General features: G+C 56.6%; 15 protein-coding genes and 14 pseudogenes. 12 read left to right on the top strand and 17 right to left on the bottom strand.

Annotation, left to right across the window (positions count from 1 at the left end; translation table 11 throughout):
* Window positions 1-546 precede the first annotated feature (546 nt).
* From FFH21_RS29555 to FFH21_RS29520, 7 genes and pseudogenes are all read right to left on the bottom strand, one after another.
* The gene (locus FFH21_RS29555) at window positions 547-900 is read right to left on the bottom strand and encodes a hypothetical protein (protein WP_005730297.1); all 354 of its coding nucleotides are present in this window, start codon (window positions 898-900) and stop codon (window positions 547-549) included.
* On the bottom strand, window positions 891-1,541 hold the full coding sequence (locus FFH21_RS29550; protein ID WP_005730296.1) for an AAA family ATPase: 651 nt from the start codon (window positions 1,539-1,541) through the stop codon (window positions 891-893). The genes FFH21_RS29555 and FFH21_RS29550 overlap by 10 nt, the downstream gene beginning before the upstream one ends.
* A gap of 120 nt (window positions 1,542-1,661) precedes the next feature.
* Window positions 1,662-2,195 (bottom strand): annotated as a pseudogene (locus FFH21_RS29545) (TrbG/VirB9 family P-type conjugative transfer protein); the annotation flags it as partial.
* Window positions 2,185-2,442: pseudogene (locus tag FFH21_RS29540) on the bottom strand (type IV secretion system protein); the annotation flags it as partial. The pseudogenes FFH21_RS29540 and FFH21_RS29545, both read right to left, overlap by 11 nt.
* 230 nt (window positions 2,443-2,672) lie before the next feature.
* Window positions 2,673-4,394: pseudogene (locus tag FFH21_RS29530) on the bottom strand (VirB4 family type IV secretion system protein); the annotation flags it as partial.
* Window positions 4,297-4,677 (bottom strand): annotated as a pseudogene (locus FFH21_RS30925) (conjugal transfer protein); the annotation flags it as partial. The pseudogenes FFH21_RS29530 and FFH21_RS30925, both read right to left, overlap by 98 nt.
* Window positions 4,668-5,089, bottom strand: a pseudogene (locus FFH21_RS29520) (transposase); the annotation flags it as partial. The pseudogenes FFH21_RS29520 and FFH21_RS30925, both read right to left, overlap by 10 nt.
* A 337-nt stretch (window positions 5,090-5,426) precedes the next feature.
* Between FFH21_RS29520 and FFH21_RS29515 the strand changes: the two are divergent.
* From FFH21_RS29515 to FFH21_RS29505, 3 genes are all read left to right on the top strand, one after another.
* On the top strand, window positions 5,427-5,651 hold the full coding sequence (locus FFH21_RS29515) for an antitoxin MazE family protein (RefSeq protein WP_004643921.1): 225 nt from the start codon (window positions 5,427-5,429) through the stop codon (window positions 5,649-5,651).
* Complete coding sequence (locus FFH21_RS29510) at window positions 5,648-5,974, top strand: type II toxin-antitoxin system PemK/MazF family toxin (RefSeq protein ID WP_003319696.1); 327 nt, start codon at window positions 5,648-5,650, stop codon at window positions 5,972-5,974. Before FFH21_RS29515 ends, FFH21_RS29510 begins: the two co-directional genes overlap by 4 nt.
* Window positions 5,975-6,091: 117 nt before the next feature.
* Window positions 6,092-6,319: a hypothetical protein gene (locus tag FFH21_RS29505; protein WP_004666856.1), complete on the top strand. Its 228-nt coding sequence runs from the start codon at window positions 6,092-6,094 to the stop codon at window positions 6,317-6,319.
* Here FFH21_RS29505 and FFH21_RS29500 read toward each other — a convergent pair.
* Window positions 6,312-7,211 (bottom strand): annotated as a pseudogene (locus FFH21_RS29500) (IS3-like element ISPsy24 family transposase); the annotation flags it as partial. The gene FFH21_RS29505 and the pseudogene FFH21_RS29500 overlap by 8 nt on opposite strands.
* Before the next feature lie 74 nt (window positions 7,212-7,285).
* On the opposite strand from FFH21_RS29500, the pseudogene FFH21_RS29495 reads away from it, so the two are divergent.
* Window positions 7,286-7,948, top strand: a pseudogene (locus tag FFH21_RS29495) (IS110 family transposase); the annotation flags it as partial.
* Here the strand turns inward: FFH21_RS29495 and FFH21_RS29490 are convergent.
* The 3 genes and pseudogenes from FFH21_RS29490 to FFH21_RS29480 form a co-directional block, all read right to left on the bottom strand.
* A pseudogene (locus FFH21_RS29490) lies at window positions 7,949-8,260 on the bottom strand (SOS response-associated peptidase family protein); the annotation flags it as partial.
* 110 nt (window positions 8,261-8,370) lie between these two features.
* The gene (locus FFH21_RS29485) at window positions 8,371-8,694 is read right to left on the bottom strand and encodes a hypothetical protein (protein WP_004666942.1); all 324 of its coding nucleotides are present in this window, start codon (window positions 8,692-8,694) and stop codon (window positions 8,371-8,373) included.
* Window positions 8,691-9,395 (bottom strand): ParA family protein, encoded by a 705-nt coding sequence (locus tag FFH21_RS29480; protein WP_004661990.1) that lies wholly within the window; start codon window positions 9,393-9,395, stop codon window positions 8,691-8,693. The genes FFH21_RS29485 and FFH21_RS29480 overlap by 4 nt, the downstream gene beginning before the upstream one ends.
* 464 nt (window positions 9,396-9,859) lie before the next feature.
* Here FFH21_RS29480 and FFH21_RS29475 point away from each other — a divergent pair, with 464 nt between their 5' ends.
* From FFH21_RS29475 to xopAD, 4 genes are all read left to right on the top strand, one after another.
* Window positions 9,860-10,117, top strand: a complete 258-nt coding sequence (locus FFH21_RS29475) for an Arc family DNA-binding protein (protein WP_003381346.1) — start codon at window positions 9,860-9,862, stop codon at window positions 10,115-10,117.
* Window positions 10,114-10,533: a type II toxin-antitoxin system VapC family toxin gene (locus FFH21_RS29470; RefSeq protein WP_004661570.1), complete on the top strand. Its 420-nt coding sequence runs from the start codon at window positions 10,114-10,116 to the stop codon at window positions 10,531-10,533. The genes FFH21_RS29475 and FFH21_RS29470 overlap by 4 nt, the downstream gene beginning before the upstream one ends.
* Before the next feature lie 40 nt (window positions 10,534-10,573).
* Window positions 10,574-11,206 carry a recombinase family protein gene (locus tag FFH21_RS29465; RefSeq protein WP_004666965.1) on the top strand — a complete coding sequence of 211 codons (633 nt, stop codon included), beginning with the start codon at window positions 10,574-10,576 and terminating at the stop codon, window positions 11,204-11,206.
* 567 nt (window positions 11,207-11,773) lie between these two features.
* A complete protein-coding gene (xopAD, locus tag FFH21_RS29455) occupies window positions 11,774-18,229 on the top strand; it encodes a XopAD/skwp family type III secretion system effector (RefSeq protein ID WP_011282500.1) in 6,456 nt (2,151 codons plus the stop codon).
* Between the two features lie 297 nt (window positions 18,230-18,526).
* Here the strand turns inward: xopAD and FFH21_RS29450 are convergent, their stop codons facing one another.
* The 5 genes and pseudogenes from FFH21_RS29450 to FFH21_RS29430 form a co-directional block, all read right to left on the bottom strand.
* The gene (locus FFH21_RS29450) at window positions 18,527-19,561 is read right to left on the bottom strand and encodes an IS110-like element ISPsy16 family transposase (protein ID WP_011168770.1); all 1,035 of its coding nucleotides are present in this window, start codon (window positions 19,559-19,561) and stop codon (window positions 18,527-18,529) included.
* A gap of 110 nt (window positions 19,562-19,671) precedes the next feature.
* Window positions 19,672-20,171 (bottom strand): annotated as a pseudogene (locus tag FFH21_RS29445) (Tn3 family transposase); the annotation flags it as partial.
* A 51-nt stretch (window positions 20,172-20,222) separates the two neighbouring features.
* A pseudogene (locus tag FFH21_RS31260) lies at window positions 20,223-20,381 on the bottom strand (DUF4158 domain-containing protein); the annotation flags it as partial.
* Between the two features lie 3 nt (window positions 20,382-20,384).
* A pseudogene (locus FFH21_RS29435) lies at window positions 20,385-20,537 on the bottom strand (helix-turn-helix domain-containing protein); the annotation flags it as partial.
* Between the two features lie 74 nt (window positions 20,538-20,611).
* Window positions 20,612-21,433 (bottom strand): C58 family peptidase, encoded by an 822-nt coding sequence (locus FFH21_RS29430; RefSeq protein ID WP_041924904.1) that lies wholly within the window; start codon window positions 21,431-21,433, stop codon window positions 20,612-20,614.
* 371 nt (window positions 21,434-21,804) lie between these two features.
* On the opposite strand from FFH21_RS29430, the pseudogene FFH21_RS30155 reads away from it, so the two are divergent.
* The 3 genes and pseudogenes from FFH21_RS30155 to hopAB1 all read left to right on the top strand — a co-directional run.
* Window positions 21,805-21,930 (top strand): annotated as a pseudogene (locus tag FFH21_RS30155) (hypothetical protein); the annotation flags it as partial.
* Window positions 21,931-22,040: 110 nt separating this feature from the next.
* The gene (locus FFH21_RS29425; RefSeq protein WP_011168770.1) at window positions 22,041-23,075 is read left to right on the top strand and encodes an IS110-like element ISPsy16 family transposase; all 1,035 of its coding nucleotides are present in this window, start codon (window positions 22,041-22,043) and stop codon (window positions 23,073-23,075) included.
* 452 nt (window positions 23,076-23,527) lie between these two features.
* Complete coding sequence (gene hopAB1, locus FFH21_RS29420; RefSeq protein WP_011282445.1) at window positions 23,528-25,147, top strand: type III secretion system effector protein HopAB1; 1,620 nt, start codon at window positions 23,528-23,530, stop codon at window positions 25,145-25,147.
* Window positions 25,148-25,312: 165 nt separating this feature from the next.
* On the opposite strand, the pseudogene FFH21_RS29415 reads toward hopAB1, so the two are convergent.
* A pseudogene (locus tag FFH21_RS29415) lies at window positions 25,313-25,417 on the bottom strand (type II toxin-antitoxin system RelE/ParE family toxin); the annotation flags it as partial.
* Window positions 25,418-25,466: 49 nt separating this feature from the next.
* Here FFH21_RS29415 and FFH21_RS30800 point away from each other — a divergent pair.
* Window positions 25,467-25,571: pseudogene (locus FFH21_RS30800) on the top strand (hypothetical protein); the annotation flags it as partial.
* Window positions 25,572-25,574 lie beyond the last annotated feature (3 nt).

Below are 25,574 nucleotides of genomic sequence, written 5' to 3'. Positions count from 1 at the left end.
GCTTCACCGCCATTGCCAGCAGGTTGGCCAACGGCGTGAAAAGGTGTGACACAAGGGGTCAGCTGGGGGGGCAGAGTGCGGTCATCGAGGACGCACAGCCGCTGAAGAATCTTTTCCATAAGTCCACCGTTCAGCGGTGAACTGAAGGCTTCACTTTTGACGGCTTGCACAAAGCCGCAGTGAACGCCATAATCAGCTCACGTTATGTGTGTTGAACAGGTAACCCGCGTATCAAACGGCCTGTTCAAGATTTTCCAAAAAGCCCCGCCGGCAAGCGGGGCTTTTTGGTTTCTGCTATTTGGCTAAATCGTTAATATATTCCCGTCAACGCTCGTTCGAGCATGAAAAATATTGCTTCCCAGCAACGGTGGGCAGGCAAAGTGGGTGAACACTATCACCCGAACTCACTGTCCGCAATGAAAATGCCATTTTTCACAGCTGATTTTTAGCCTAGTACGAATGGCTATAGGCCTTGTGATACGGGGGCTTCAGAGTAGAAAGTGAAGTAATTTACGCAATAGGAATAACTTACGTAAGTTAAAGAGCTTACTCGTCCTCCATGAAATCTGTAATCGGCTCGGCATTAGATGCCTTCTCAAGCAGCGCAAGCAGATCAGCCTTATCTAGCTCTTGGAGTGCCATGATTCCAGCCCGAATCACATCGGAACGCGATATTCGGAAGGTCCGTGGCAATAGAGAAATCTTATCGATCTGCCTGTTCACGTCTTTGGACAAGGAAAAAGTAGTACGCACAAACGTGGGCGCTTTTTTACGCTTGCGCTTAGGCTCTGGAGTGGCACTGACAGGTGCAGCAGATATGAAAGCCAGCGCGGCTTCATCGTTAGCTTCGGATGATGGGGAGACATTCTCAGGCTTACGAATCAAATCTTTTAGTCCCATTTGGCATCTCCCCAAAGCTCCGCTGCCAACGTCTGTATTTCTTCTTTAGCACGAGGGTCGGAATTGCTCTCCAGGACTGAGCATCCGTCCTCATCAGCATCGTCGTAGACATTGCGAGCTGTAGTAATAGCGTCAAGAGGTTGGATGCCAAAGGAGCGGCACGCTTCTTTGGCATCCAATATCCGCTGTATCTGACTTGGCAGGGCTGGGCATTGGGTAATCACTGCACGTACATTCAGTGCTGGATTTACCGCAGTCGCCAGTCGTGCCAAGTTATCAACCTTGGGAAGGGTTTTGAGATCTCGTCGCTTGGGTCGAAAAGGGATCAACATATGAGTAGCGACCGTCATTGCTGACCGCAGCGCCTCCGAATCGGACCCTCCAGCATCGACCACAATCTGCCTATATCGGCCACGTAAGTCTGTCAGCGTTTGACGAATATTGCCGTGCGCCTGCACGACAGGAATCGCAGGGAGGTCTCCTTGAGCAGACCGTTCGGCGGCCCAGTCGGCAGTCGTGCCCTGTGGGTCCGCATCTAGAAGCAGGACATCACCCCCTCGAGCCTGCAGCCAAACGGCCAGATTTTGAGCTAAACAGCTTTTCCCGCTGCCGCCTTTTTCACCGCCTAAAAGTAAGATCATGAGAAGCCCTTGTAGGATTACTAAAGTGACATAACTTACATAAGTTACTGAAATTTTGCTATGCGCGAAATACGAAACTGCCACTCTGCATCTGCTTGATGTGAGCTAGACGGCCTTTGGATACGGCCCTATGGACTTGCTCTCTGCGTTCGAGCGCTTTTGATAGGGACCGTTTTGCACCGGGCCGTCGCAAGGATTGCCGGGGTCACGGCGTACATCGCCGGTCTTTTTCGGCGGCTCGGGGTAGGTGAAGCGCAGCGCATAGGTCATGTCCTCAGGCCGAGTCACCAGTTTCAGCTCCAACAGGTAGGTGTGCCGGTTGGTGTTGATCACCAGGTTGGTATTGGGCTCCTGGTCGGTGATGGGTTTGATGGCCACCAGGTTACCGGCCTTGTTCGGGCCGATGGACCAGGCCTTGGGATCACCTGACACCATCAGGCCTGACGCCTCGTTGATGGTCTCGTTGGCCGGAAGCTGAACCAGCGAGGTACAACCTATCGAGGCCTGGATGCGGTACACGTTGTCCGGGCTGTAAACAGCGGTCTGCACGCGCCGGTCCAGTGCCGAGCCGGTGCCCAGGCTCTCGGCAAAGACCGGCAGGCCGGACGTCAGGAGCAACAGGGCGGTGAGGCCAGAAGCGGCTTTATTTACCATTGGACACCCCCACTTCCTGGGTCATTGTGTAAGCCTTGATCCCGAAGCCACGGGGGTTTAGCCACTGGTCACCGGCTTTTTTGGCCGGGTTCTTGTAGTCGTAGGTCACCGTCGCCACCCAGGTCACCGGGACCAACTGGGGATCGGGGACGCCGTTGCGGTCCAGCACGGTTTTGGTGAGTCGCACCTGGGCGGTGCCTTCCCGATCTTTGCGTTCCAGGAAGTTGATATTGTTGATACGGGCGGCCAGTTGCCGCTCCTGATCGATCACGTCCTGTTTTGATTTTCGAAACTTTTTCATAGATCACCTAAACGGGACAAACACGCGCTGCGCGGATCAGTTCGCGGAGCATTTGGAGTCGTTGGGCGGGGCCTCGGCGGGCTTTGCCGGGGAGGCGGTTGCCGGGCGCTTTGTAGGGGTGGTCTTGAGCGACTGGGCCTTGGGCGCAGGGCTCGCTTCTGGCAGCACCCGGCCAGGTAGGTCTGCGCATCGAACTGGTTGACCGGCGAATCCAGTACCCAGGCGTATTGCCCTACACGGCCCTCACCGGCCAGGCGACACCATTTCGATAGCCGGGTCCGCAAGCAGTTTTCGCCTTGTTCGGGGATGTTTCGCAGCAGCAATGACATGCTGCGATTGCGCACGTTGGTGTGCGCCATGACCGCCTCGATAGAGTCCTTGATCCTTGTCTGGTCAGCGTCGTTGCTCTTGTCAGGGCCACCGGCGCAGCACAGCACCAGGTCAAACAGCATTTGCCGCAACCCCGGACTGTCGTGAAACTGGAACGGGTTGACGCCGGTGAAGTGCCCCAACTGCACGGTGTAATACTCGGCCCCCAATGCACACAGCAGGTGTCTCAGCGACTCGTTGTAGTCGATGCTGAATATCAGCGGATCGAAGCGGCTGAGAAAGGTCAGCAGGGTGGCCTCAGCGGTGGTTTTACCGACCCCCGTCTGGCCCGTGAAGACCGCATGCCCTGGCAACATTTCACCGAGGTTGTTCTGACCGGGCGGGCTGTCATGCACATTGAGGACATACAACGCCTTGTTGACCGTCAGCACGGGCATGACGCCTGTCCCGTCACCAATGGGGTTGCCCTTGACCTTGCCCGTGGGGGTGGAGTGCAGGGAAAAGCTGCACGCCAGGTTCTCGGTCGATTTCATCATGGGGTACATAGCCTCGGTCACACCGGGGAACTGCGTGTACCAGGTGTCGATGTTGCTCATGGTCGAACGCACAAAGGTCGCGTCACGCACCGTAAACACCGACGCCATTTTCGTGCCGTTCTCGATGGCCTGGTCCGGGGTGTTGCCGTAGACGATCAGCGAGGCGTGATAACGACCGAACGCCTTGTCACCCAGGGTGATGGCATCGACGGCATTTTCCAGTTCCTCGGTTTGCTTTGAATCGCGCTCGACCGAGCCCAGATCCGCCACGTGCTTTTTGAATTTGTCCTTGGCCTTGTTGCGGTCCTCGAACAGAAACGTTTGCACCAGGGTGAACTCGAACTGCTGCTCGATAGCCTCGTCCCACATACCGGGGTAGGTCCCGCCACTGGGGTAGTCGCGCAGGTCAAAGGTGGTCGCGAAACGCTGGCCACCCCGATTGGGCCGGTTCTCGACAAAATCGTAGTTTTCGAAGTTGGTGACGCTATCAATGATCGCGTCACCCAAGCGGGTGTCGCTGACCAGCACGTCTTTTTCGTGCCCGTTGATCAACAGGCTGAAGTAGCGCCCGATCTGTGAGAACAATGCACCGTGTTCGTTTTCCTCAAGGCCCATGATGACCGGGTCATATTCGGCCAGCAACGTAGAGGAAAGTGACAACAGGTCGCTCATACGCTCGATCCCTTCATCAACCTCGCGGTACTTGAGGATCAGGGCAATGCTGTATCCAACCTGGAAGAAGGTGCCGTTGCGAAACGGTGCGGTGTAAGCGTCCACGAAGTCCTGAAGGGCGGGCAGCGGCAAGGTGTATTGCGTGTCCAGCTCGATGCCCGTCTTGGTGATGTAGGTTTGCAGCATCAGGTGCTTGCCTTCCTTTTTGCCCAAGGCCAGGAAGTAGCGGTTGAGGTTGTGGAACAGTTGGATCAGTTCTTCATCACTGCGGGTTTCGCTGGAAACCCCCTTCAACTGAATCAGACTCACCAGGCGATTGCCGGGCAGTGTCACCATGTGTTCGTGGACCGGATAGCGCATCAATGGCACTTTCTTTTCCGGGGGCATAACGCTTGTGTGAAAATCGTGCGCCATAGAATTCGCTCCATTGCGGATTAAAAGGGGTCAGCAACAACGGTTTGCCGTACTTGAGGTTCAGCCAGAGACGCCGCCGTGCAAAGCGGATACGGCGCAAATACTGAGGATCGATCAGGCCCACGACCCTCAAGGCAATGAGGGCAATCAGGAACGGGGAGGCAGCAACCAGGCCCCACACCCAGGACAGCAGGAACGTCGCGGCAACACCGAAGACCAACCCAGCAATCGCTGGTCGTCTTTAGCGCGTGCAGATTGCGGCTCAGACAACCAAGCGTAATAACCACTGGGATGGACTTTCAGCGTCAGGCAAAGCCGTCGAATGGAGTAGTCGCCCGCGCGCTGCTTGATAAAGGCGTACTTCAGCCGCACTCCTTGGCAAAGTACGCGGCGGCCTTTTTTAAGATGTCTCGCTCTTCAGTGACCCGCTTGAGTTCCGCTCGCAGACGACGCAGTTCAGCGTGCTGATCATCGTCTTGCTGCCGTTCTGCCTGAGGTTTGCTGTAGCGCTTTATCCAGGCATAGAGGCTATGCGTCGACACGCCAAGACGCGCCGCCACATCAGCGACAGGCAGCTTCTTTTCGGTCACTTGATTGACCGCTTGGATTTTGAATTCTTCGGGATAACGTGGGTTGCTCATGGCACCTCCTGATTGGCCTCAGTTTAAGGCATGGAGGTGTCTACGAAACCCGGGGCGATTCATGCGTTTATACCCATTGAGCCATAGCTGATAAACCATGGCCTATCTGGGTATACCTAAATGGACAGAGTCATGGCGGTCCGCTAGGACGATCCCGCTGATCCTTGGATACGCACCGAAAACGGCGCATGCAGAGATACCGAGGCCATGGGAGGGTCCTCAAATTGAAAGAATGGGGATGAAGTTGAGCAAAGACGACCCCTTCGCAAAGGGCCTCGGTTGCACTAGGGTGTAGTTATCGCTAAAATGTTACATGTAACTATCTGCGGAGGTTTAAATGCCTACATCCCATGTAAATACCCGCGTTCAACGCCATCGCGACGCGCTGCGTGCGGCTGGCCTACGGCCCATTCAGATTTGGGTTCCCGATACCCGGCGGCCAGACTTTGCACAGGAGTGCCATCGACAGTGCCTGTTGGTTGCTCAGGCAGACATGGCCAATACCTATATGCAGGGGTTGATGGACGAAGCCTTAGACGATGTTGAGGGTTGGACGCCATGATGCGAGGTGACCTAGTCACCGTCGCCATGCAAGGTGACTTTGGTAAACCAAGACCCGCCTTGGTAATTCAGGCAAACCAATTTAGCGAACACACCAGCGTTACCGTGCTTCCAGTGACCAGCACCCTAGTCGCAGCACCGCTGCTGCGCATCACCGTTCAGCCGACCGCAGAAAACGGCTTGCAGAAGCCTTCTCAGGTCATGCTAGACAAGACCATGACCCTCAAGCGTGAAAAAATAGGCCCGACTTTTGGGCATATCGGAGTGGATTCAATGGTGGAGGTGGAGCGCTGTTTAGCCGTGTTCTTGGGTATCGCCAATTGACACCTTTTCCTTGTGTAGCAAGACAACGTTAATCGGGGTTGTAAGCCGGAACCGCCGAAATTTCCGTCATGGGCAGGAAGCCAGTACTGGTGCGGATTGACGCCAAGGAGAAGGCCGGTGACGATTATTCAGGAAATCCACGCGTGGTCTAAGGGACTTTCTGCCTGGCAGCAAGATGCGGTAGCTCGACTCTACCAAAACCGTACACTGAGTATTTCTGATCTGGACGACCTTTATGCTTTGGCTAAGGCTGAGGCGGGGATTCCAGATACTGATGGTAGGAAACCTAAGAAGCTAGAGGATGCTCAGATTGCTACATCTGCAGATCTTGTAGTGGTCAACTGATCCCGGACACGACGTTAAGTCTTTTTTCGGACTGAGCTGGCGCCAGTCCGTTATTGAACTGGTGTGGCCGAATCCAGTTGTAGCGATGCATCAGATAATGACTGATGTCTCGCTGAGCCTCTTGGGCCGTCATGTAGCCCACGGTCGGTATCCACTCAGTTTTCAAACTCCGGAACACCCGCTCCATCGGCGCATTATCCCAGCAGTTGCCACGACGACTCATGCTCTGGCGTATGCGGTATCGCCAAAGCCGCTGGCGAAATTGTCGGCTGCCATACTGGGCGCCCTGGTCCGAGTGAAACAGCAGGCCCTGCGGCTTGCCGCGTTGTTCGTAGGCCATATCCAGCGCCTTGATTACCAGATCAGTATCCGGTTTGCTCGATAACGCCCAGCCCACCACTCGGCGCGCGAAAAGATCCATAACCACAGCCAGGTAATGCCATTTCCCTTGTGCCCAGATGTAAGTGATATCGCCGCACCACACCTGATTGGGCGCTGGAACATCGAATGCTCGATTCAAAATATTCGGAATATCGGGTCGCTCCACCGTCGCTTTTCTATAAGCATGCGATCCCGGTTGCTTACTGATCAATCCCAGCTCTCGCATCAGGCTACGTACCTTGAACCGGCCAATCTGCTCGCCATCTTCATGCATCATCAACACGATGCTGCGGCTGCCGGCAGCGCTTCGACTTTGTGTAAACAGCTCGTTGACCCGGCTGCGTAGCCGGACTCGCTCAACGTCTGGATTGCGCCGTCTAAGGCGATGGTTGTAGTAGCACGAGCGAGGTACTTCAAAGGCTTCGCACAGCAACTCAACCGATTCACGGGCACTGAGCTGATCAATCAGCGCATGCGCTCGTGCTCTTCCGACATCAAGAGCGCGGTAGCCTAATGAGATGGTCACCCCCACACCCTGCGAGGGCTAAGCTTTAGCAGGGTGCTTTATTTTCGGAGGGCATCATCATGAGCGAGTCAGCGCTGATAGGTATTGATCTCGGTAAACATACGTTCCATCTGCACGGCCAGGATAATTCAGGCCGGGAGGTGTTTCGCAAAAAATGTTCACGGGCGCAAATGATGCAATTTTTTGCCAGCTCGCAGAGCTGTGTCGTGGCAATGGAGGCCTGTGCGGGGTCGCACTGTGTTGCTCGTCAGTTGGCGGCAATTGGACACACGCCCAAGCTGATTTCCCCGCAGTTCGTCAAGCCCTTCGTCAAGGGCAACAAAAACGACTTTGTCGACGCGGAGGCGATTTGCGAAGCCGCTTCTCGTCCTTCGATGCGTTTCGTTACGCCCAAGACTGAATCCCAGCAAACCCTTTCTGTACTCCATCGGATGCGCGAATCGTTGGTGCGTGATCGCACCAGAACCGCTAATCAGATGCACGGTTTTCTATTGGAATTTGGCGTCAGCCTGCCCAGAGGTTTGGCCATCATGAAGCGTCTGGCGGTTGTTTTGGCTGAGCATGAACTTCCCGTTCGTCTGACGGTGCTGCTGCAGCGTTTGCACAATCACCTCATCTATCTGGATGAGCAAATCAAGGCAATGGATAAAGAGCTGGCATGCCAAGTGGCCGATGATGATCTGGGTAGCCGTTTGCTGAGCATTCCATGTGTAGGCCCGATCAGGAATAATGCAGTGTTGCGCGTGGCACCAAGCATGCCGGAATGACGGTTTCTCGGCCACTGTCTCTGATCGAGCATTGTAAGTGCGCCTGGCAATTTTACTGTCCTTGCTCCAGGACGGGATCAGCCCAAAGGAGCCAGTCAGCACCTCCATGGCTTCGGGAGATTCATTGTCCTCAGCGCGGCCGTCAGCGCTACGTAGGAATGGGCCTAGGTGGCCAGGCCACAAATCAAGTCTGCCCTGGTCGAACGGTGCTACGCCGAAAGCTTCAGCGACCTGGTGGGGTGACGGTGCTTCATAATGGCTGCACATAGAGCCTCACTGGAACATGTAAATGTCCTAATGTGAGGCCCTGCCCTGCCCCAGCGTTCCAATTATTCGACTCTACAGACGCTGACCCTTTAGGAGCCCTGCTGACCAGCCTATTTTGAATTCAGCTCACGCGCCAGTGCTGACAGCGCCCTTTTAAGGGTCTCCCCTAGGGGAGCATCAATGTCATCTGCAAGGCGATAAAGCTCATCTTTAGTAGCTTGATCGCCCTTGATATTGATTTGGATATTTCTGCCGGTTGTGAACCTTCGCTTTGATCTATCGACTCGTGCATTTGATGGGGCTGGATGCCGGGCTACGAAGCCATGTTCGCTTGCCAGCTCTTCAAGTGCAGCACTTTCCTGTTTCGACTTTTGGCTAGCAGCAGGCTTAGGCTCAAAATTCTTCAGGCCTTCTAAAGGATCGACTCGACTCATGCTTCAACCTCCATAGGCTTTGCATCGCCAGGTGTAAGCTTGGCAATAACTTCGCGAGCGAAAACCTCAGCATTATCAATGGCTTTATCTACATTGGATACTTCGTTGCGAGGAAGCAATTCCAAGGTTTGACGATATGAAAACATGGCTTTGAAGGCAGCCCTTTCGTTGAGTTCAACCTCAAAAAACGGGATACCGCCTTTCTTGAAACTCTCTCGAATATGCCGTGTGTCCCTGCTTTGTATTGCGACGGAGGTGCGCGTAAATAAGACCGCGTAGGGCAATTTGTAGTCGGGCTTATGCTTCTGAATGCCTCGCTCATGCGCTCTGATGAGACCAAACGCCCTACTGGCTTGCTCAGCATCCAACTGCGATCCTTGGGAAGGAATTATAACCAGATCAGACTCCGCTATAGCGTACGCGACGATTGTCGCCGCTGTGCCTTCAAGATCCACGATTACAAAAGGCGTCTTGGTTGCTGCTTCCGCAATGGTGTCACTTATCGTTTGGTCTGTTACACCGGAGATAACAGTCATGTTCTCTGGAACCGCCCCCCCTTTTGACCAGGAGTCTATGGGGTGATTTGGGTCAGCATCAATCACTGTCACAGGCACACGCTTTGCAATCTGAGTGGCCAGCGCAAGGGCAGATGTTGTCTTGCCAGCCCCGCCTTTGGGGGACACGAACGATATGACCGGCATATAAGCACCTATAGTATCTATCAGGAATTCAAAAAGATATCATTATGGATATCCTTAACGATATCCGCAGTGAATTCTTTAGGAATTCATGCAGATATCTATCCGGATATCCTGAACGATATCTCAAAAGAATTCAATAGGAATTCATTGGGGAATTCCCAAGGATTTCTTTATGAATTCATTTAGGGATTCATTGAGGAATTCAAATATGAATTTATGCAGATAGGGGTCTAGGGCGTAACGGAACAGAAACCAGCGTAAGACCTGCCTCGGGCTTTCGGTATGGCTCAACATGGTGGTTCTTTCTAAGATGGCTCTATAGGCTTGCGGTTATACCCATTGAGCCATAGCTGATAAATCATGGCCTATCTGGGTATACCAAAATGGACCAATCAAGCATTCTTGATTTATGGTATCAAAAGCATATAGTGATACCACTGATGGCAAAAACTGGTAACTACCAAGTGGCAAACGTGAACGTAAGAAATCTACCCGATGAAGTGCATCGGGCAATCCGCATCCAAGCTGCCCTGCACGGGCGCAGCACCGAGGCCGAAATACGCGACATCTTGGAGCGGGCGGCGAGACCCGAGGGACGTGTGAAACTTGGCTCGTTCCTGGCTTCTATTGCCCGTGAGGTTGGTGGTCTGACCGATAAAGAACACACCTTGTTTGAGAACACGCGCATCACGTCTCCGGCCCGTGCGGTGAGCTTTGAATGATCCTGCTCGATACGAACGTAATTTCAGAACCGCAGCGCCGAGAGCCCAATGCCCACGTCCTTGACTGGATCGACGCACAAGCGCTGGAAACGCTTTATCTGTCCACCATCACGGTAGCCGAGTTGCGTGCTGGTATCGCGCTGATGCCTGTCGGAAAACGCCAGGATAGCTTACGTGAAAACCTGGAAAAGCACTTGCTGCCGATGTTCGCCAATAGGGTGCTGTCGTTCGATATGACTTGTACGAAGGCTTATGCCGAGCTGCTGGCCAAGTCCCGCGCAGCCGGGTTGGCGGTCGAAACGGCAGATGCCTTCATTGCAGCCATCGCCCTCGCCAACGGCTTCACCGTTGCCACCCGAAACACTGGCCCTTTCGAGGCTGCCGGGTTGAATGTCATTAACCCCTGGGAAGCGTAAACGTAGTGTTGAATCAGGAACGTATCTAAAGGATTAAAGTATGACGACTCTCAACGTTGCGCGGGTGTACCTGCGTGTCAGTTCCGAAGACCAGGACTTGCAGCGCCAAGAAGCGATTATTGGCAATGCTCGAGAGTCAGGCTACTACGTAGCTGCGGTCTATCGCGAAAAAGCCTCGGGCGCTCGATCCGACCGTCCCGAGCTGTTGCGCATGATCGAGGACCTGCAATCGGGTGAAGTCGTCATTGCGGAAAAGATTGACCGAATCAGCCGTCTTCCTCTGGTCGAAGCAGAAAAACTTGTGGACGCGATCAGGGCTAAGGGCGCACGCCTGGCAGTGCCTGGAATCGTCGATCTATCGCAATTGACCGAGGCGTCCCGTGGTGTCGCCAACGTGGTGTTGCAAGGCGTACAAGACATGCTGTTGCGTGTGGCCTTGCAAATAGCGCGTGACGACTTCGAGGACCGGCGAGAGCGACAGCGCCAAGGCATCGACTTGGCCAAGGGTGCCGGTCGGTACGCTGGGCGTAAACCGGATACCAAAATGCATGAACGGGTCATCGCTCTTAAAAGCGGTGGATGTAGCATTGCGGAAACTGCAAGGCTGGCCGGTGTCAGTGTCAGCCAGGTAAAGCGTGTCTGGGCACAGAACCAGACTAAAGATAAGGTCTGAATGTAGCAAGAACCCTCGTTTTCACGCACGGTCTCCCGGGCGGCGCGCATTTGATGTTTCGTTGCTCCCTGACGTGCCCCCAACCGATCCGCCGTTTAAGAACGCTTTGGCTAACTGCGCCAAATAAAACTTTGGCGTTGACCTACGTTTGCATGGAACCAAATCCGTCCAAAAGGCCACACAACGCGACATTTTTAATGAAAATTTGGTGGCTACATAACTTCAGCGTCAGTGGTCAAAAACCTCTTTAAGGAACGCTGCAAAAATAGCCAACCGCTCAGCAGGCCTGGCAAGAGGCTGGCTCGCTCATTACACAGCCGCGCAGAGACATCACTGCAGTTCGAACGCGAGGCGTGAGCGGCCAAACGGCACCTTGGCTGGACGCGCCACTGAGGCGGCCCTGTTGGATGAGCGGATCCTCGCTCAAATATCAGCGTCGGTACGAAGATCAGGTGCAAGAGCTAAAGGTCGTATTGCGTCAGCAAACAACGCCTTGACCGCCAAGAACCACGGCCCAGTACAACTCAACCGTGACAACGACTACATTCGGATGGACTAATTGCAGGCATGAGAATCCCCAACGTCAATCTAAACGCATTGAGCACAAACCGGTCTTTCAGTGAAGAGGACCAGCTCAAGCGGACCGGGGATCAGCCGGAAGCCAGTACCGGCACCAGGTGCAATGAGCGGCAGCCGGCCAAACGGCGACGGGTGGAGCAGGATGAACCTGGAGCCGGTGGCCGCGCACGGGACAGGGACGCTCGGCAACAGCCTACCATTCACGCGCACTTGCGCAACGATATCACCGACCGACATCGTACCAAGTCCGAGCGGCCCCATGACAGAGCGCCCGCTGACGTCAGTGCATCGTCATCGCATCGTAGGCCACAAAGAACAACGAATGGCTGGGAGGCGCGCCTGGCCGAACACACGTTCGACCGGGCGGCAGGAAAACGACCTCGGGAAGAGCGAGAGCCGTATCGGCAGCCAAAGCGGCCAATGCATGACTTGGAGTGGACGGCGGCGGATCTTCACCGGGCCGAACATCAGCTCGATCCAGCTGCAAAAGAACAGCTGCAGGAACAGCGAGAGCAGTATCGGAAATGGCTGAGTGCCCCCAGCCGAGTGCCTCAGAACCACAACGCTCGCTTGTGCGTGTCGGTGGCAAAGGAAAACGCGCTGGCGCGTCACATCGGTTGCGGGCTGGCGCTGCCTTTCCTGGATGAGAACGTCAACGCGCAAACCAATGCGCAGTGGCTCGACAAATACCTTCTGATGATTGCCAATGCAAGGCGGGCCACAGGGGCAGGCGTAACGCCTAGCGAGCTCGATCGTTGCACGGAGGTTGCGGCGCAGTATCTCTGCAAGACCAAGTGGTTTGACGGTGCATCGCTGACGCAGCTGGCCCATGTGGGCAACAAGCTGAGCAAGCACCCGAACCAGCAAGCGTGCATGGATGCAATCGCGTGGATCGCCGGACAGCTCAATCAGGCAGATGGTCTATCGGGACTGGATGGCCGCCACTCAGTCCTACTCCTGAACGCCTTCGCCAAGAACTTCAACAGCGGCAGGTGCGAACGCGCGGTGGCTCGTCTGGCACGTTACCTGCGACGTAATCCCCAGGTCCGGTCGTCTCTGAACGCGCAGAACATCGGCCTGGCACTCAATGCATTCAGCAAGTGGCCCGACAATCCGGACTGCCAATCCACGGCGTCCTTGCTTGCTGATATGCTCGCCAGCAACAACAGCTTGCGTCATGCGATGGATGGGCAGAGCGTCGCGAACGCGCTCAATGCCCTGAGCAAATGGCCTGACATACCGCGCTGCGCGGTCGCCGCCGACGAACTAGCCAGGCGGCTGGCCAATAATCACAACTTGGGCCACGTCCTCAAACCGCAAGAATTCGGAAACACATTGAATGCTCTGAGCAAATGGCCTGACAAACCGCGCTGTGCGGACGCCGCCAGCGCACTGGCCAGGCGGCTGGAAGCCGAGCCTGGGTTGTGCAATGCACTCGACCCGCAATGCGTGGCCAACACGCTCAACGCCTTGAGCAAATGGCCCGACACGCCAGACTGCAAGGACGCCGCTTATGCGCTGGCCTCGCGGCTGGCCAATGATCGCGAGTTACGCAACGCCCTCAACCCGCAACACATGGCCAACGCGCTCAACGCCCTGAGCAAATGGCCCGACACACCGCGTTGCGCGGACGCCGCCAGCGCACTGGCCGGGCGGCTGGAAGCCGAGCCTGGGTTGTGCAACGTCCTCAAACCGCAAGAGTTTGGAAACACACTGAATGCCCTGAGCAAATGGCCCGACACGCCGATTTGCGCGGCGGCAGTCAACGCGCTGGCCTCGCGGCTGGCCAACAATCGCGATTTACGCAACGACCTCGACCCGCAAGGCGTGGCCAACGCGCTCAACGCCCTGAGCAAATGGCACGACACGCCGGTTTGCGCGGCGGCAGTCAACGCGCTGGCCTCGCGGCTGGCCAATGATTGCAACTTGCGCAACGCCCTCAACCCGCAAGAACTGCGCAACGCCCTCAACGCTCTGGGAAAATGGCCTGATACGCCGGTTTGCGCGGCGGCCGCCAGCGCACTGGCCTCGCAACTGGCCAACAATCGCGATTTACGCAACGCCCTCACCGCGCAAGAACTGGCCAACATGCTCAACGCCCTGAGCAAATGGCCCGACACGCCGAACTGCACTGCCGCCGTCAAGGCGCTGGCCTCGCGACTGGCCAGTGATCGCGATTTATGCAACGCCCTCAACCCGCAAGGCGTGGCCAACGTGCTCAACGCCCTGAGCAAATGGCCTGACACGCCGGACTGCGCGGACGCTGCCAACGCGCTGGCCTCGCGATTGGCCAATGAGCGCAGCTTGCGTAACGCCGTCAACCCGCAACACATGGCCAACGCACTCAACGCCCTGAGCAAATGGCCAAACCGTGCGAACTGCGAGAAGGCCACCGATGTCTTGGCCGGCAGGCTGGCGGAGGACAACGATCTGCGACAAGCCATGGGTGAGCACCACGTGGCTGTGTCGCTCAATGCGCTGAGCAGATGCCTCGGAAGGCCGGCATGTCATTTGGCAGTGTTGCTGCTCGCCGAACGCGTCGGCTCGGCAGAGTTGCCGTGGCAGCAGTTCGAGATGCGTGGGCTCGCCATGGTGGCCAACGCGATGTCCCGTCTGCTGCACCTGGATGAGGAACAGTTCCAAATTTTGGGACGCGCCAAACTGCTGGCAATGGCCGGGCACCTGGAGCTGCACCGTGAGCGTTTTGAGTCTGCCTCCGCGCGAAATATTGGGATACTCTTCAAGGCCCTTTCATCGGCGCAACTTTATCGCCAGATGCGTCCGCTGGCACGGCCGGCGCTGGAGCGGGTTGCGGTGCTCGCGCAGGACGACGGATTACGGGAAACTAACCTTGAGGGTCTCGGCAGCCTGTGCATGGGATTTTTGCCGTTGATCCGCAGCCCAGAGTTGACCTCTCGCCATCGGGGGCACGCATTGCGCGTGTTCAATACGTTGCAGCCCATCATCGAGCGCAAGATCGACTTGTACCTTACCGGCGGTATCCCGCCGTCTTCGACCGACCTCGAACAATACGCCACTCGATGCCCGGCGCTGACCTTCTTCCAGGTGCTCAAGGCTTACAGCATGGTGAGCCGGCAATGCAAGCCGCGCCACATCGAAGGCTCGCGCCAGGAAATTCGCCAACGTCGCGAAGAGTTGGGGAAATGGGTTGACAGGACGCTGGAGCGGACACGCGAGGCCATCGAGGAGGACCTCGGCGAGATGAGCTGGAACTTGATCGCGCAGATCGAGGCCGGTGACATCGTATTTGACGCCTTGGACCTGCGCCTCACGAAGGAAGCAGCGAAGATTACGCAGGCCCATCCACCGAGCCAGTTCGACCTTGACGCCGGGCGCCTGAGCATGAAGTCGGCACCCGGCGAGCCCGTTGCGCCGGCCCCCGGCAACGGCAGCACGACCCACATCGTGGTCGATCTGCGCGGCAAGGAAGTGTCGACCAATGCGACCGAGACGAACAAGCCGTACTCGCTATTTACACGGCTGACGGGCTTGCCGCTGGTGGAGGTCCAACTGCCTGGGGCGATTTCGACGTTCATGCTCGCGCGTACGCTCACCTACCAGGACGAACCCTGGCGTTTTGACATGTTCGGCGGCAGCCGCGCCACGCGAGGCCACATGAGTCGCCCCGCCCAGTTGCTGTCCGGCACATCCGGAGCACCGTCGCTGCTGCCGGCAATGCGCTATGCAGACACCGCGCCGGGCAGTAGCCTGATGCAGCTCATCGCCAAGCTTGCCCCGCAGCGCGAAGACTGGTCGCGGATGCAGCGCTCGCTACTAGAGATGGTGCCGACCGATCAAGTCATTGAGGGCACACTGCGTCTGGGATTTTTTGAAGACGTCAGCGGCCCTGCGCACCCGTTCAAGCCAACAGCACCGGACGGGCATGCATTGGCGCTGTGCCCCAACGATGGTTGCGGCTTCCTAAAGCTGGAGGTGGCTCTACGCATACCGGCCTTCCGTGAGTACTTCTCTGCCTGGCAAGCAGTGCAGGCCGGTGAGGCCAGCCAGGAGCAGCGTGACCTTATTGCCAAGGATAAGGGACCCACGCGGCTGGCACCGCAGGCGCTGCAGCACTTCCCACGTGACGAGGCGGCACTGCAGGAGGCGCACGAGGCGATGCAGCGCCGGTTGCAGGCGCTGCCGTCGGAGTTGAGTCAACTCACGTTGTACGAACTGACCACCAGCGGCGGCTACCAGGGCCAAAGAGTCAGGGCGGTGCCTGCTGCCGACGACAAGGTGCACCTACCGAGCGAGCGCAGCCAGGCCTTCGACGCCGCAGGTGGCGCCTTGCTGATCGGCAAGCCGCCCTACGACAAGGAGAACCTGCTGCCCGTGCCGGAAGAACGCGTCGCGACAGTGGCGCAGAGCGACGCCACCGCCGAATTCCTCTCGCAGTCCTTTGGTATCCAGTACAGCTACACTGGCTTCGACGACGGATCGGGCAGCGACGCCGAGATGCTGCACAGCAAGGGCATGCTCATCGTGGTGCCATCAAAGAACTGGCCGGCCAATTTCGCGGACATGGACCTGGCCTGCTCGAAAGAGGATCTCAAGACCCTGTCGCGCTGGACGACCGGTCGCGACCGCAGTGCCGTGCCGCAGAACATGCTCAGCACCGGCAGCCTGCGGCTCAAGGACATCGTGGAGCCCGGACGCATGGGTGCATTGCCTATCCCGGAACTGCGCAAGCGCAACATGGACACCGACGGCGACGACGCGTTCGTGTACGCGGGCTACCCCAAGCTGGCCGCGCTGATTTCGCGCGAGATGGCCGATCGTGAGGTACGCCGCGGCCAGCCACGTTCCTTCAAGCCGCCGAAAACGGCCACGCCGGCCATTGATCCTGACAACGGCCATTACCAGGCGGGGCGGCTGTCCGAGATCATGTCTCTGCAACGTGGCGGCCAGATCATGGGGGCGGCCAGCACCTTGGCAGCGCGCTTCATGGCGCAGCCTGACCACCTGCGTGAGGCAATGGCGCGCAATATGATGTTCGGCACTTATGACGGCATTGAGCGCGACCTGCGTAACGGTCTACGTGTAGCACTCGACGGCAAAGCCAGAGATCCTCAGGTGTTGACGGAACTGCGCAACCAGGCATACAACGCCATCGGGCGCGCCCACCTGCCCGAGGCACGTGAAGCCGCCGAGCTCCTGCATGCACAACTGCTTCGACTGGAGCCGGGGGCATCATCGCGAGCCGAAGTGCCGCCATTGCCGGATGCGCTGGGCGAGGCCTTCCCACGCCTCGCCCAGGCGTACCTTGCTGCGCCTGATACTGAGGCACGGATTCACGCCATCATCGACAACTACCCGGTGTGCAGGCTCTCGCACGCGCAGTTCCCGGCAGGGCAACCGGGGCTCATCCCCGGTGAGCCGGAACTGAGCATGCGCAACCTCTTCACCATCGCGATCAAGGTGGGCACCGATGCGCTGAAGTCTGACACCGGCACGGCGCTGTTCGCCAAGATCGTGGAGTCGTGCGAACGATCCGAGCGAGGGTTCGCTGATCGGGTTCGCAGCGTACCGTATGGCAAGGTGACTGCCCGGGCCATGCACGATGGTCGCTTCGACGCCGAGCAGACCCAGGTGGACCTGCAGAACATGCCGACGATGGCTGCGGGCGTCATGCAAGACGCGCTACACTCGCTGCGGCAAGCAGGCCTGATCGACCCACCGCCACCGCCCACCGAGCGCCTGCGCGCTGTGCAGCCAGAGGACATTGCGCTTGAGGCGCAGAACTTACTGACGCGTGCTCGCGAGATGGAACCCAGGGTCACTCACATGCTGAGGCGCGTCGCCGAGTCCCATGCTGGGCAACTGGCGGGCATGGACCATCAACTGAAGTCGGTCGGCTCGTTGAAGGAAAAGCTAAAGCAACAGATGGCTTTGAAAAACAAGGCCCTGGAAGATGCCGTGGCCGGCGTGAACGACGCGCTGCGGTACAGCGTGGTACTGGAACCGCCGGATTTCACCGCTGGCTTGCGCGGTGTGCTGGCCTCACTGGACGATCAGGGCCATGTGCGCGTCAAGCTGAACAACCTGTTTGCCAAGCACCAGCCGGCCTTCAAAGCGGTCAATGTCACTATGCGCAGTCCCGAAGGCGCGCTCTGGGAGATCCAGTTCCACACGCCTGACACCTTCAGGCTCAAGGAGCAATTCCATGATCTTTACAAGCACAGCCATGCGCTGCAGCTTCAGGGCGCCCCACTGACTGTTCAGCGAGAAGTACAGGCGCCCGCGCAAGACGCCTTCAGACTCGTGCCTTCACCGCCAGAGTGCAACGATATCGACGACTGGGAGGAGGAGAACGTCCCGACCTTGGCAATGAAAGCTGCGGCTTTCAAATTCCAACCAAACAATCGCAAAGAGGGGAGCCTAGAGAATTCGGACAAAATCGTACTACAAGGGCTTCCCCATTGAGCACAAGCCCAATAGTTGCTGTTTGACTCAGCTGCATATGCCGGATCGACGTAAGAAGGTGAAGGACTGCGGTACTACAAACGGTCATCTTGAGCTGATCGCTCGGACCCTGATGAAAGACGCACGTGAGGGCCTCGTTCGCTAACCGGGACTGAATTTCCCATACGATTTTTCAGGTATCCCCCACGCAGGTCCAACCCGCTTCACATCAACGACGGCAGTGCACATTGATCCTTTTATCCGCTCATGATCCTCGCCCTAACGCCTTACAAGGTGATCAGTCATGACCTCTGGTGTTTACGCGCCCGTTGGTTCTGCCTGTTCAGGCTTGAACGTGTCGCCGTAATGCAGAACGGCCCAGGCCATCCTCGCATTCTTGGCGGCAATCGCCACGGCCGCACGCCAGTAACCCCGTCGCTCTATGAGGTTGCGGATCCAGCGACTGAGAGGGTCTTGCTTATCGCCCAGGTTGGCCATGACAGATCGAGCTCCAAGCACCAGTAGACTGCGTAAATAGGCATCCCCGGCTTTGGTGATACTCCCCAGGCGCTGCTTGCCGCCGCTACTGTATTGGCCTGGCGTCAAACCGAGCCAGGCAGCCACTTGGCGTCCGTTTCTGAAGTCGTGCCCATCTCCAATACTGGCCACTAAAGCACTTGCAGTGGTCGAGCCAACCCCACGCAATTGCAGCAGCCTACGGCTACGATCATCTTCGCGAGCGATCTGATTGATGGCTCGATCAAGTTCCACCAGCCGATCCTCGATATGGCTGGTGTGCTCCAACAGTTCACTCATGCACCGTCTTGCCCAGCCAGGCAAGGTGTCCAGACAGGGACCAATCTCTTTTCTCAATCGCTCTGGGCTTTGTGGCAGGACCACGCCGAATTCAGAAAGTAATCCGCGCAGTCGGTTGTACGTAGAGGTGCGTTCTTCGATGAATCCCTGGCGGGTTCGATGAAGGCAAAGAGTGGCCTGCTGATGCTCGTCTTTAACAGGGACAAACCGCATGCTGGGTCGGGTCACTGCCTCACAGATCGCGGCCGCATCTGCGGCATCGTTCTTGCCGCGCTTACCCGACATTCGATAAGGCGAAACGAGTTTAGGAGCCATCAACTTGACCGTATGGCCGTGCTCGGCGAACACCCTCGCCCAATGATGAGCGCCTGAGCAAGCCTCCATACCAATCAAGCACGGGGGCAACTGGGCGATCAATGGCACCAGTTGATCCCGCGCAACCTTGGGCTTCACCAAGGTGGCTTTACCAGCCTCATCGATGCCGTGAACGGCGAATACGGCCTTGGCTAGATCGATTCCCACGGTAATAATTGGCATGGACTTCCCCTCCTGTGGTTTTGATGCAGGTTTGACACTTCATCATGGCACTTCGATGCCGATTCGCGACTTTCGCCGCGCCCTTGGGACGGGGAAGTCCCTTTCATTCGCTAAGGTTTTCCGAGCTGTCGTAACGGCCTGAATTTTCCGTCTTCCAGCTTGCGGCTCTGCCGCCAGACGTAATCGCCGGTCAGGTTGATGTGTTCCCAACCCAACGGCGACAGTTACTTATACAGATCGGTATTCACCGGCTTTCCGGCCTCAGTCAGCCCTTGGGTGGCCCGCTCTAGGTAGACCGTGTTCCACAGCACGATGGCGGCGGTCACCAGGTTCAATCCGCTGGCCCGATAGCGCTGCTGCTCGAAGCTCCGATCCCTGATTTCACCGAGGCTATTGAAGAACAGGCGTTGCGCGCCTCGCCTTTGTTCAGGCCTGCATGCACATGGCGGCGCAGCTCGGCACTTTGCAGCAAGTCCAGGATAAATAGCGTGCGCTCGATCCGGCCCAACTCCCGCAGGGCGACGGCTAGTCCGTTCTGGCGTGGGTAACTGCCCAGTTTGCGCAACATCAACGAGGCGGTGACGGTGCCCTGTTTGATCGAAGCGGCCAACACGCTGTCGCTGGCCAGCGCGTAACCAGGGTAGCGCAACAGACAAAGTTGCACGGCAAAGCCGAGGCGATTGGCATCACCCCGTCGCTGACGGATCAGCGACAGGTCGGACTCGTTGAAGGTGTAATAGCGGATCAGGTCATCTTGGCTGTCCGGTAGTGCAAGCAGGGTGTCGCGCTCACTGGCCAAGAGGATCGAGCGACGGGGCATGTGTCAGTCATCCGTGCGAAGGTATTGGTAGAGGGTTTCCCTATTTATACCGAACTCACGAGCCAACTGGGCTTTCGGTTCCCGGAAGCCCAGTTGCCGGACTACGACGGCCTGTTCGTCGGACAGGGTCTTCTTGCGAGCCCGGTAAGCTCCACGTTACTTGGCCAAGATGCCTTTTTCGGCGGACTGCACTGTATAGGAACTTTGAAATCCCTATACATCGAGCTGCGTCACTCCACACGCTGAATAACCATGCTCTCCAATTGCAGGTGCCCATTCAGTCGACTGCCGTATCTGGTCATCAGATTCTGGAACATCGAAGGCAACTCCGGTAAAGTGGTAGAGAACTCGCCATAGTTTGGATCAAAGACGTTCACACTGCCTTCGGAGCTGGAAGCAGTGATGGCATGCCTTACACGCTTTCCATTGTTTTCAAAGCACAAGCTGATCAAATGGGCGCTACCATCGCGCGCAATTTTTTGCAATGCGGTCGATTGCCGATCCGCATGGAATACCGAGGGTTCACCTACAGGCTGCAAATCTTGACTTCGCAAAAGGGTTTTGCGCGCCGATATTCGACCTGCTTCTCGCTGCTCCCGCGACCCGCTCACTGAACCTGCTGCATTTTCGTATTGGTTCTGGATGTCCGAAGCATGGTCAAGATCCAGCGCCTCCATTCTGTAACTCGCCTCCTCCTCATCACGCAATCGCAGCCATTGGATTGCCAAGCCCATACAAGATTGACTAGCGTTCGCATTATTCAACGCTGCAATTCTATAGTTAAATACTGCGTCGATATCCGCCTCAGAGGACTCAGCAGAGGACACGTCGTCATCTGAACTACTCAAGGCCTTGGACGATGAACAGCCGCGTTCCACAGATTGGTGAGTAAGTATTTCTAACCGATGAAGACCAGCCCCTGACCTGACCCTTGTTCTGCCACGTTGAACGATGCTAGTAGCCTGCTGCTTGTCTTCCTCCGCTGTCGAAAAGCTCTGCTCGAGCCGCTCTCTGGTTCGGCGCGACAACTCCGTGGACCGTAGCAAAAGCATTTCACGCCCGGCTGGAGCCGTCGAAGTAGGCGGTACCTGCGGACTGTTCGAGGGTCTAGCGCTGCTCGAGTCGCGAGCGCTCGCTCGCTCAGACTCTGTGTACCCACCTAAATAAGCGCCAGATGACCCTGCTCTGTTGATACCCACCATATGCTGATTTTCTCCGCTTACTGGCTTGCAGGGTAACTGACCCTGCAAAATTAAAGTGTGTGGCAACGAGCAAGAAAAAGTTCCATCTTGATGTATAGGCATTTTTAAATTCCTATGCATAAGGTCTGTCGCTCTCGTCGAGACCGCCGCTTGGATGTACTCATGGCTGGACTTGGAACTGGGTGACGGGAATTTCTGGGATTCCGGCTTACAACCCCGACCTGTATCAGTACCTGTCGCCGTTGGGCTGGGAGCACGTCAACCTGACTGGCGATTACGTCTGGCGGCAGAGCCGCAAGCTGGACGACGGTAAATTCAGGCCGCTACGACACGTCGGAAAACCTTAGCGAATGAAAGGGACTTCCCCGTCCCAAGGGCGCGGCGAAAGTCGCGAATCGGCATCGAAGTGCCATGATGAAGTGTCAAACCTGCATCAAAACCACAGGAGGGGAAGTCCATGCCAATTATTACCGTGGGAATCGATCTAGCCAAGGCCGTATTCGCCGTTCACGGCATCGATGAGGCTGGTAAAGCCACCTTGGTGAAGCCCAAGGTTGCGCGGGATCAACTGGTGCCATTGATCGCCCAGTTGCCCCCGTGCTTGATTGGTATGGAGGCTTGCTCAGGCGCTCATCATTGGGCGAGGGTGTTCGCCGAGCACGGCCATACGGTCAAGTTGATGGCTCCTAAACTCGTTTCGCCTTATCGAATGTCGGGTAAGCGCGGCAAGAACGATGCCGCAGATGCGGCCGCGATCTGTGAGGCAGTGACCCGACCCAGCATGCGGTTTGTCCCTGTTAAAGACGAGCATCAGCAGGCCACTCTTTGCCTTCATCGAACCCGCCAGGGATTCATCGAAGAACGCACCTCTACGTACAACCGACTGCGCGGATTACTTTCTGAATTCGGCGTGGTCCTGCCACAAAGCCCAGAGCGATTGAGAAAAGAGATTGGTCCCTGTCTGGACACCTTGCCTGGCTGGGCAAGACGGTGCATGAGTGAACTGTTGGAGCACACCAGCCATATCGAGGATCGGCTGGTGGAACTTGATCGAGCCATCAATCAGATCGCTCGCGAAGATGATCGTAGCCGTAGGCTGCTGCAATTGCGTGGGGTTGGCTCGACCACTGCAAGTGCTTTAGTGGCCAGTATTGGAGATGGGCACGACTTCAGAAACGGACGCCAAGTGGCTGCCTGGCTCGGTTTGACGCCAGGCCAATACAGTAGCGGCGGCAAGCAGCGCCTGGGGAGTATCACCAAAGCCGGGGATGCCTATTTACGCAGTCTACTGGTGCTTGGAGCTCGATCTGTCATGGCCAACCTGGGCGATAAGCAAGACCCTCTCAGTCGCTGGATCCGCAACCTCATAGAGCGACGGGGTTACTGGCGTGCGGCCGTGGCGATTGCCGCCAAGAATGCGAGGATGGCCTGGGCCGTTCTGCATTACGGCGACACGTTCAAGCCTGAACAGGCAGAACCAACGGGCGCGTAAACACCAGAGGTCATGACTGATCACCTTGTAAGGCGTTAGGGCGAGGATCATGAGCGGATAAAAGGATCAATGTGCACTGCCGTCGTTGATGTGAAGCGGGTTGGACCTGCGTGGGGGATACCTGAAAAATCGTATGGGAAATTCAGTCCCGGTTAGCGAACGAGGCCCTCACGTGCGTCTTTCATCAGGGTCCGAGCGATCAGCTCAAGATGACCGTTTGTAGTACCGCAGTCCTTCACCTTCTTACGTCGATCCGGCATATGCAGCTGAGTCAAACAGCAACTATTGGGCTTGTGCTCAATGGGGAAGCCCTTGTAGTACGATTTTGTCCGTTTTCTCTATCGACCCCATATGCATCAGTAGTGGAACCACTTATGTCCGATCGCCAACTCATGTCCAATTGCCGAAGCCGGAACAGTTCGCAACCATGAGATCAGGAGTGGAGAGTCTATATGCCGGGTATCAACGGAGCAGGACCATCAAATTTTTTTTGGCAGTGGCGCACAGACGGCGAGCCAGTAACTGAGCGCGAACATGACTCCAGTCGCAGTGCCAGCTCGGCGAACAGTCCGGAGTTGCCGCCGCCCGCATCTCCTGCGGAATCCGGACGCCAGAGGTTGCTACGATCCAGCGCGTTGTCGCGGCAAACCAGAGAATGGCTGGAGGCAACGCCTGCCCGTGTCCAAGGCGCCACTCCGCCCGCAGAAGCCAGGCAGTCGCCTGAGGCACAACAGGCAGAGCGCATCGTTCAGGAGTTGGTCAGGGGAGGCGCTGATCTTAATAATGTTCGCACCATGCTCAGAAATGTAATGGATAACAACGCCGTAGCTTTTTCTCGAGTCGAACGGGATATCTTGCTTCAACATTTTCCTAACATGCCTATGACTGGAATCAGCAGCGACTCGGTGCTCGCTAACGAGCTCCGACAGAGGCTTCGTCAAACGGTCCGCCAACAAAGAATACAATCGTCAACGCCTGCCCGCCTCGCAGACTCATCATCAGGAAGCAGCCAGCGTTCGTTAATTGGGCGGTCCACTATGTTGATGACACCGGGCCGAAGCTCGTCTTCGAGCGCGGCGGCTTCTAGAACATCGGTCGACAGGCATCCTCAAGGCCTGGACCTGGAATCAGCACGCCTCGCCAGTGCTGCGAGGCATAATCATAGTGCCAACCAGACTAACGAAGCACTGCGCAGATTGACTCAAGAGGGAGTGGACATGGAGCGCCTGCGCACCTCTCTTGGTCGCTATATAATGTCGCTTGAACCGCTACCCCCAGATTTGAGGCGCGCGTTAGAAAGTGTAGGCATTAATCCCTTTATACCAGAGGAGTTGAGCTTGGTGGATCACCCCGTGTTGAACTTCAGTGCTGCGCTGAACCGCATGCTCGCTTCGCGTCAGACCACTACGAACAGTCCGGAATTGCCGCCGCTCGCATCTTCTGCGGAATCCGGACGCCGGAGGCTGCTACGTTCCCCACCGTTGTTGTCTGGCCAAAGAGAATGGATTGAGCAGAGCATGCGGCAAGAAGCAGAGCCTCAATCCTCACGCCTCAATAGGGCTGTAAGATTGGCGGTGATGCCACCGCAGAATGAAAATGAAGATAATGTGGCTTACGCAATACGCTTGCGTAGACTGAACCCGGGGGCGGATGTAAGTAGGGTAGTTGCATCCTTTATAACTGACCCGGCGGCTCGACAGCAAGTTGTGAATGATATCCGCGCAGCCTTGGATATAGCTCCACAATTTAGTCAATTGCGTACAATCTCGAAGGCAGATGCTGAATCTGAAGAGTTGGGTTTCAGAGATGCGGCAGATCACCCCGACAACGCGACGTCCTGCCTTTTTGGTGAAGAATTGTCACTGAGTAATCCGGATCAGCAGGTAATCGGTCTAGCGGTTAATCCGACGGATAAGCCGCAGCCTTACAGCCAAGAGGTAAACAAGGCTCTTACATTCATGGATATGAAAAAACTTGCCCAATACCTGGCAGACAAGCCCGAGCATCCGCTGAACAGACAAAGGCTTGATGCCAAAAATATCGCTAAGTACGCTTTTAAAATTGTTCCATGACCGTCAGCGTTTTTCAAGAGAGCATCGGTCGCCAAGGCGAAATCCGTGATCGGACCACTGAGGGTCAACATTACCGTATGGGGCCGCCTCAGAAAAAGGATTTTAAAGTACGTTAAGCTGAACTGATTTCAGTCGTTGTAGTGGCCGGAATATTGGCGACGGCAGCTAGGGGTACTCTTGGCGGGCGTGCAGGACGTCCACGATGCTGATGCGCTCTGTACCGACGCGGTAGACAACCAGGTAGTTGGGATGCACAACCGCTTCGCGCGTTCATGTATAGGAATTTCAATACATGGTAATCCTCCTAAAAAAGGCACCCTCTGACCGCAGCGGTGTGGCTTACCAGGAATACCACTGCGTTTACGGTGAAGACGCGGAAACGGCGCTGCGCTTTCTGTTCAATGCCATGACACCGAAGGCTGACCCG

The organism is Pseudomonas sp. KBS0707 (genome assembly GCF_005937945.2).
Classification (GTDB): Bacteria; Pseudomonadota; Gammaproteobacteria; order Pseudomonadales; family Pseudomonadaceae; genus Aquipseudomonas; species Aquipseudomonas amygdali.
The sequence above is the reverse complement of the archived record's forward strand: the minus strand, read 5'-3'. Positions and strand labels throughout refer to the sequence as shown.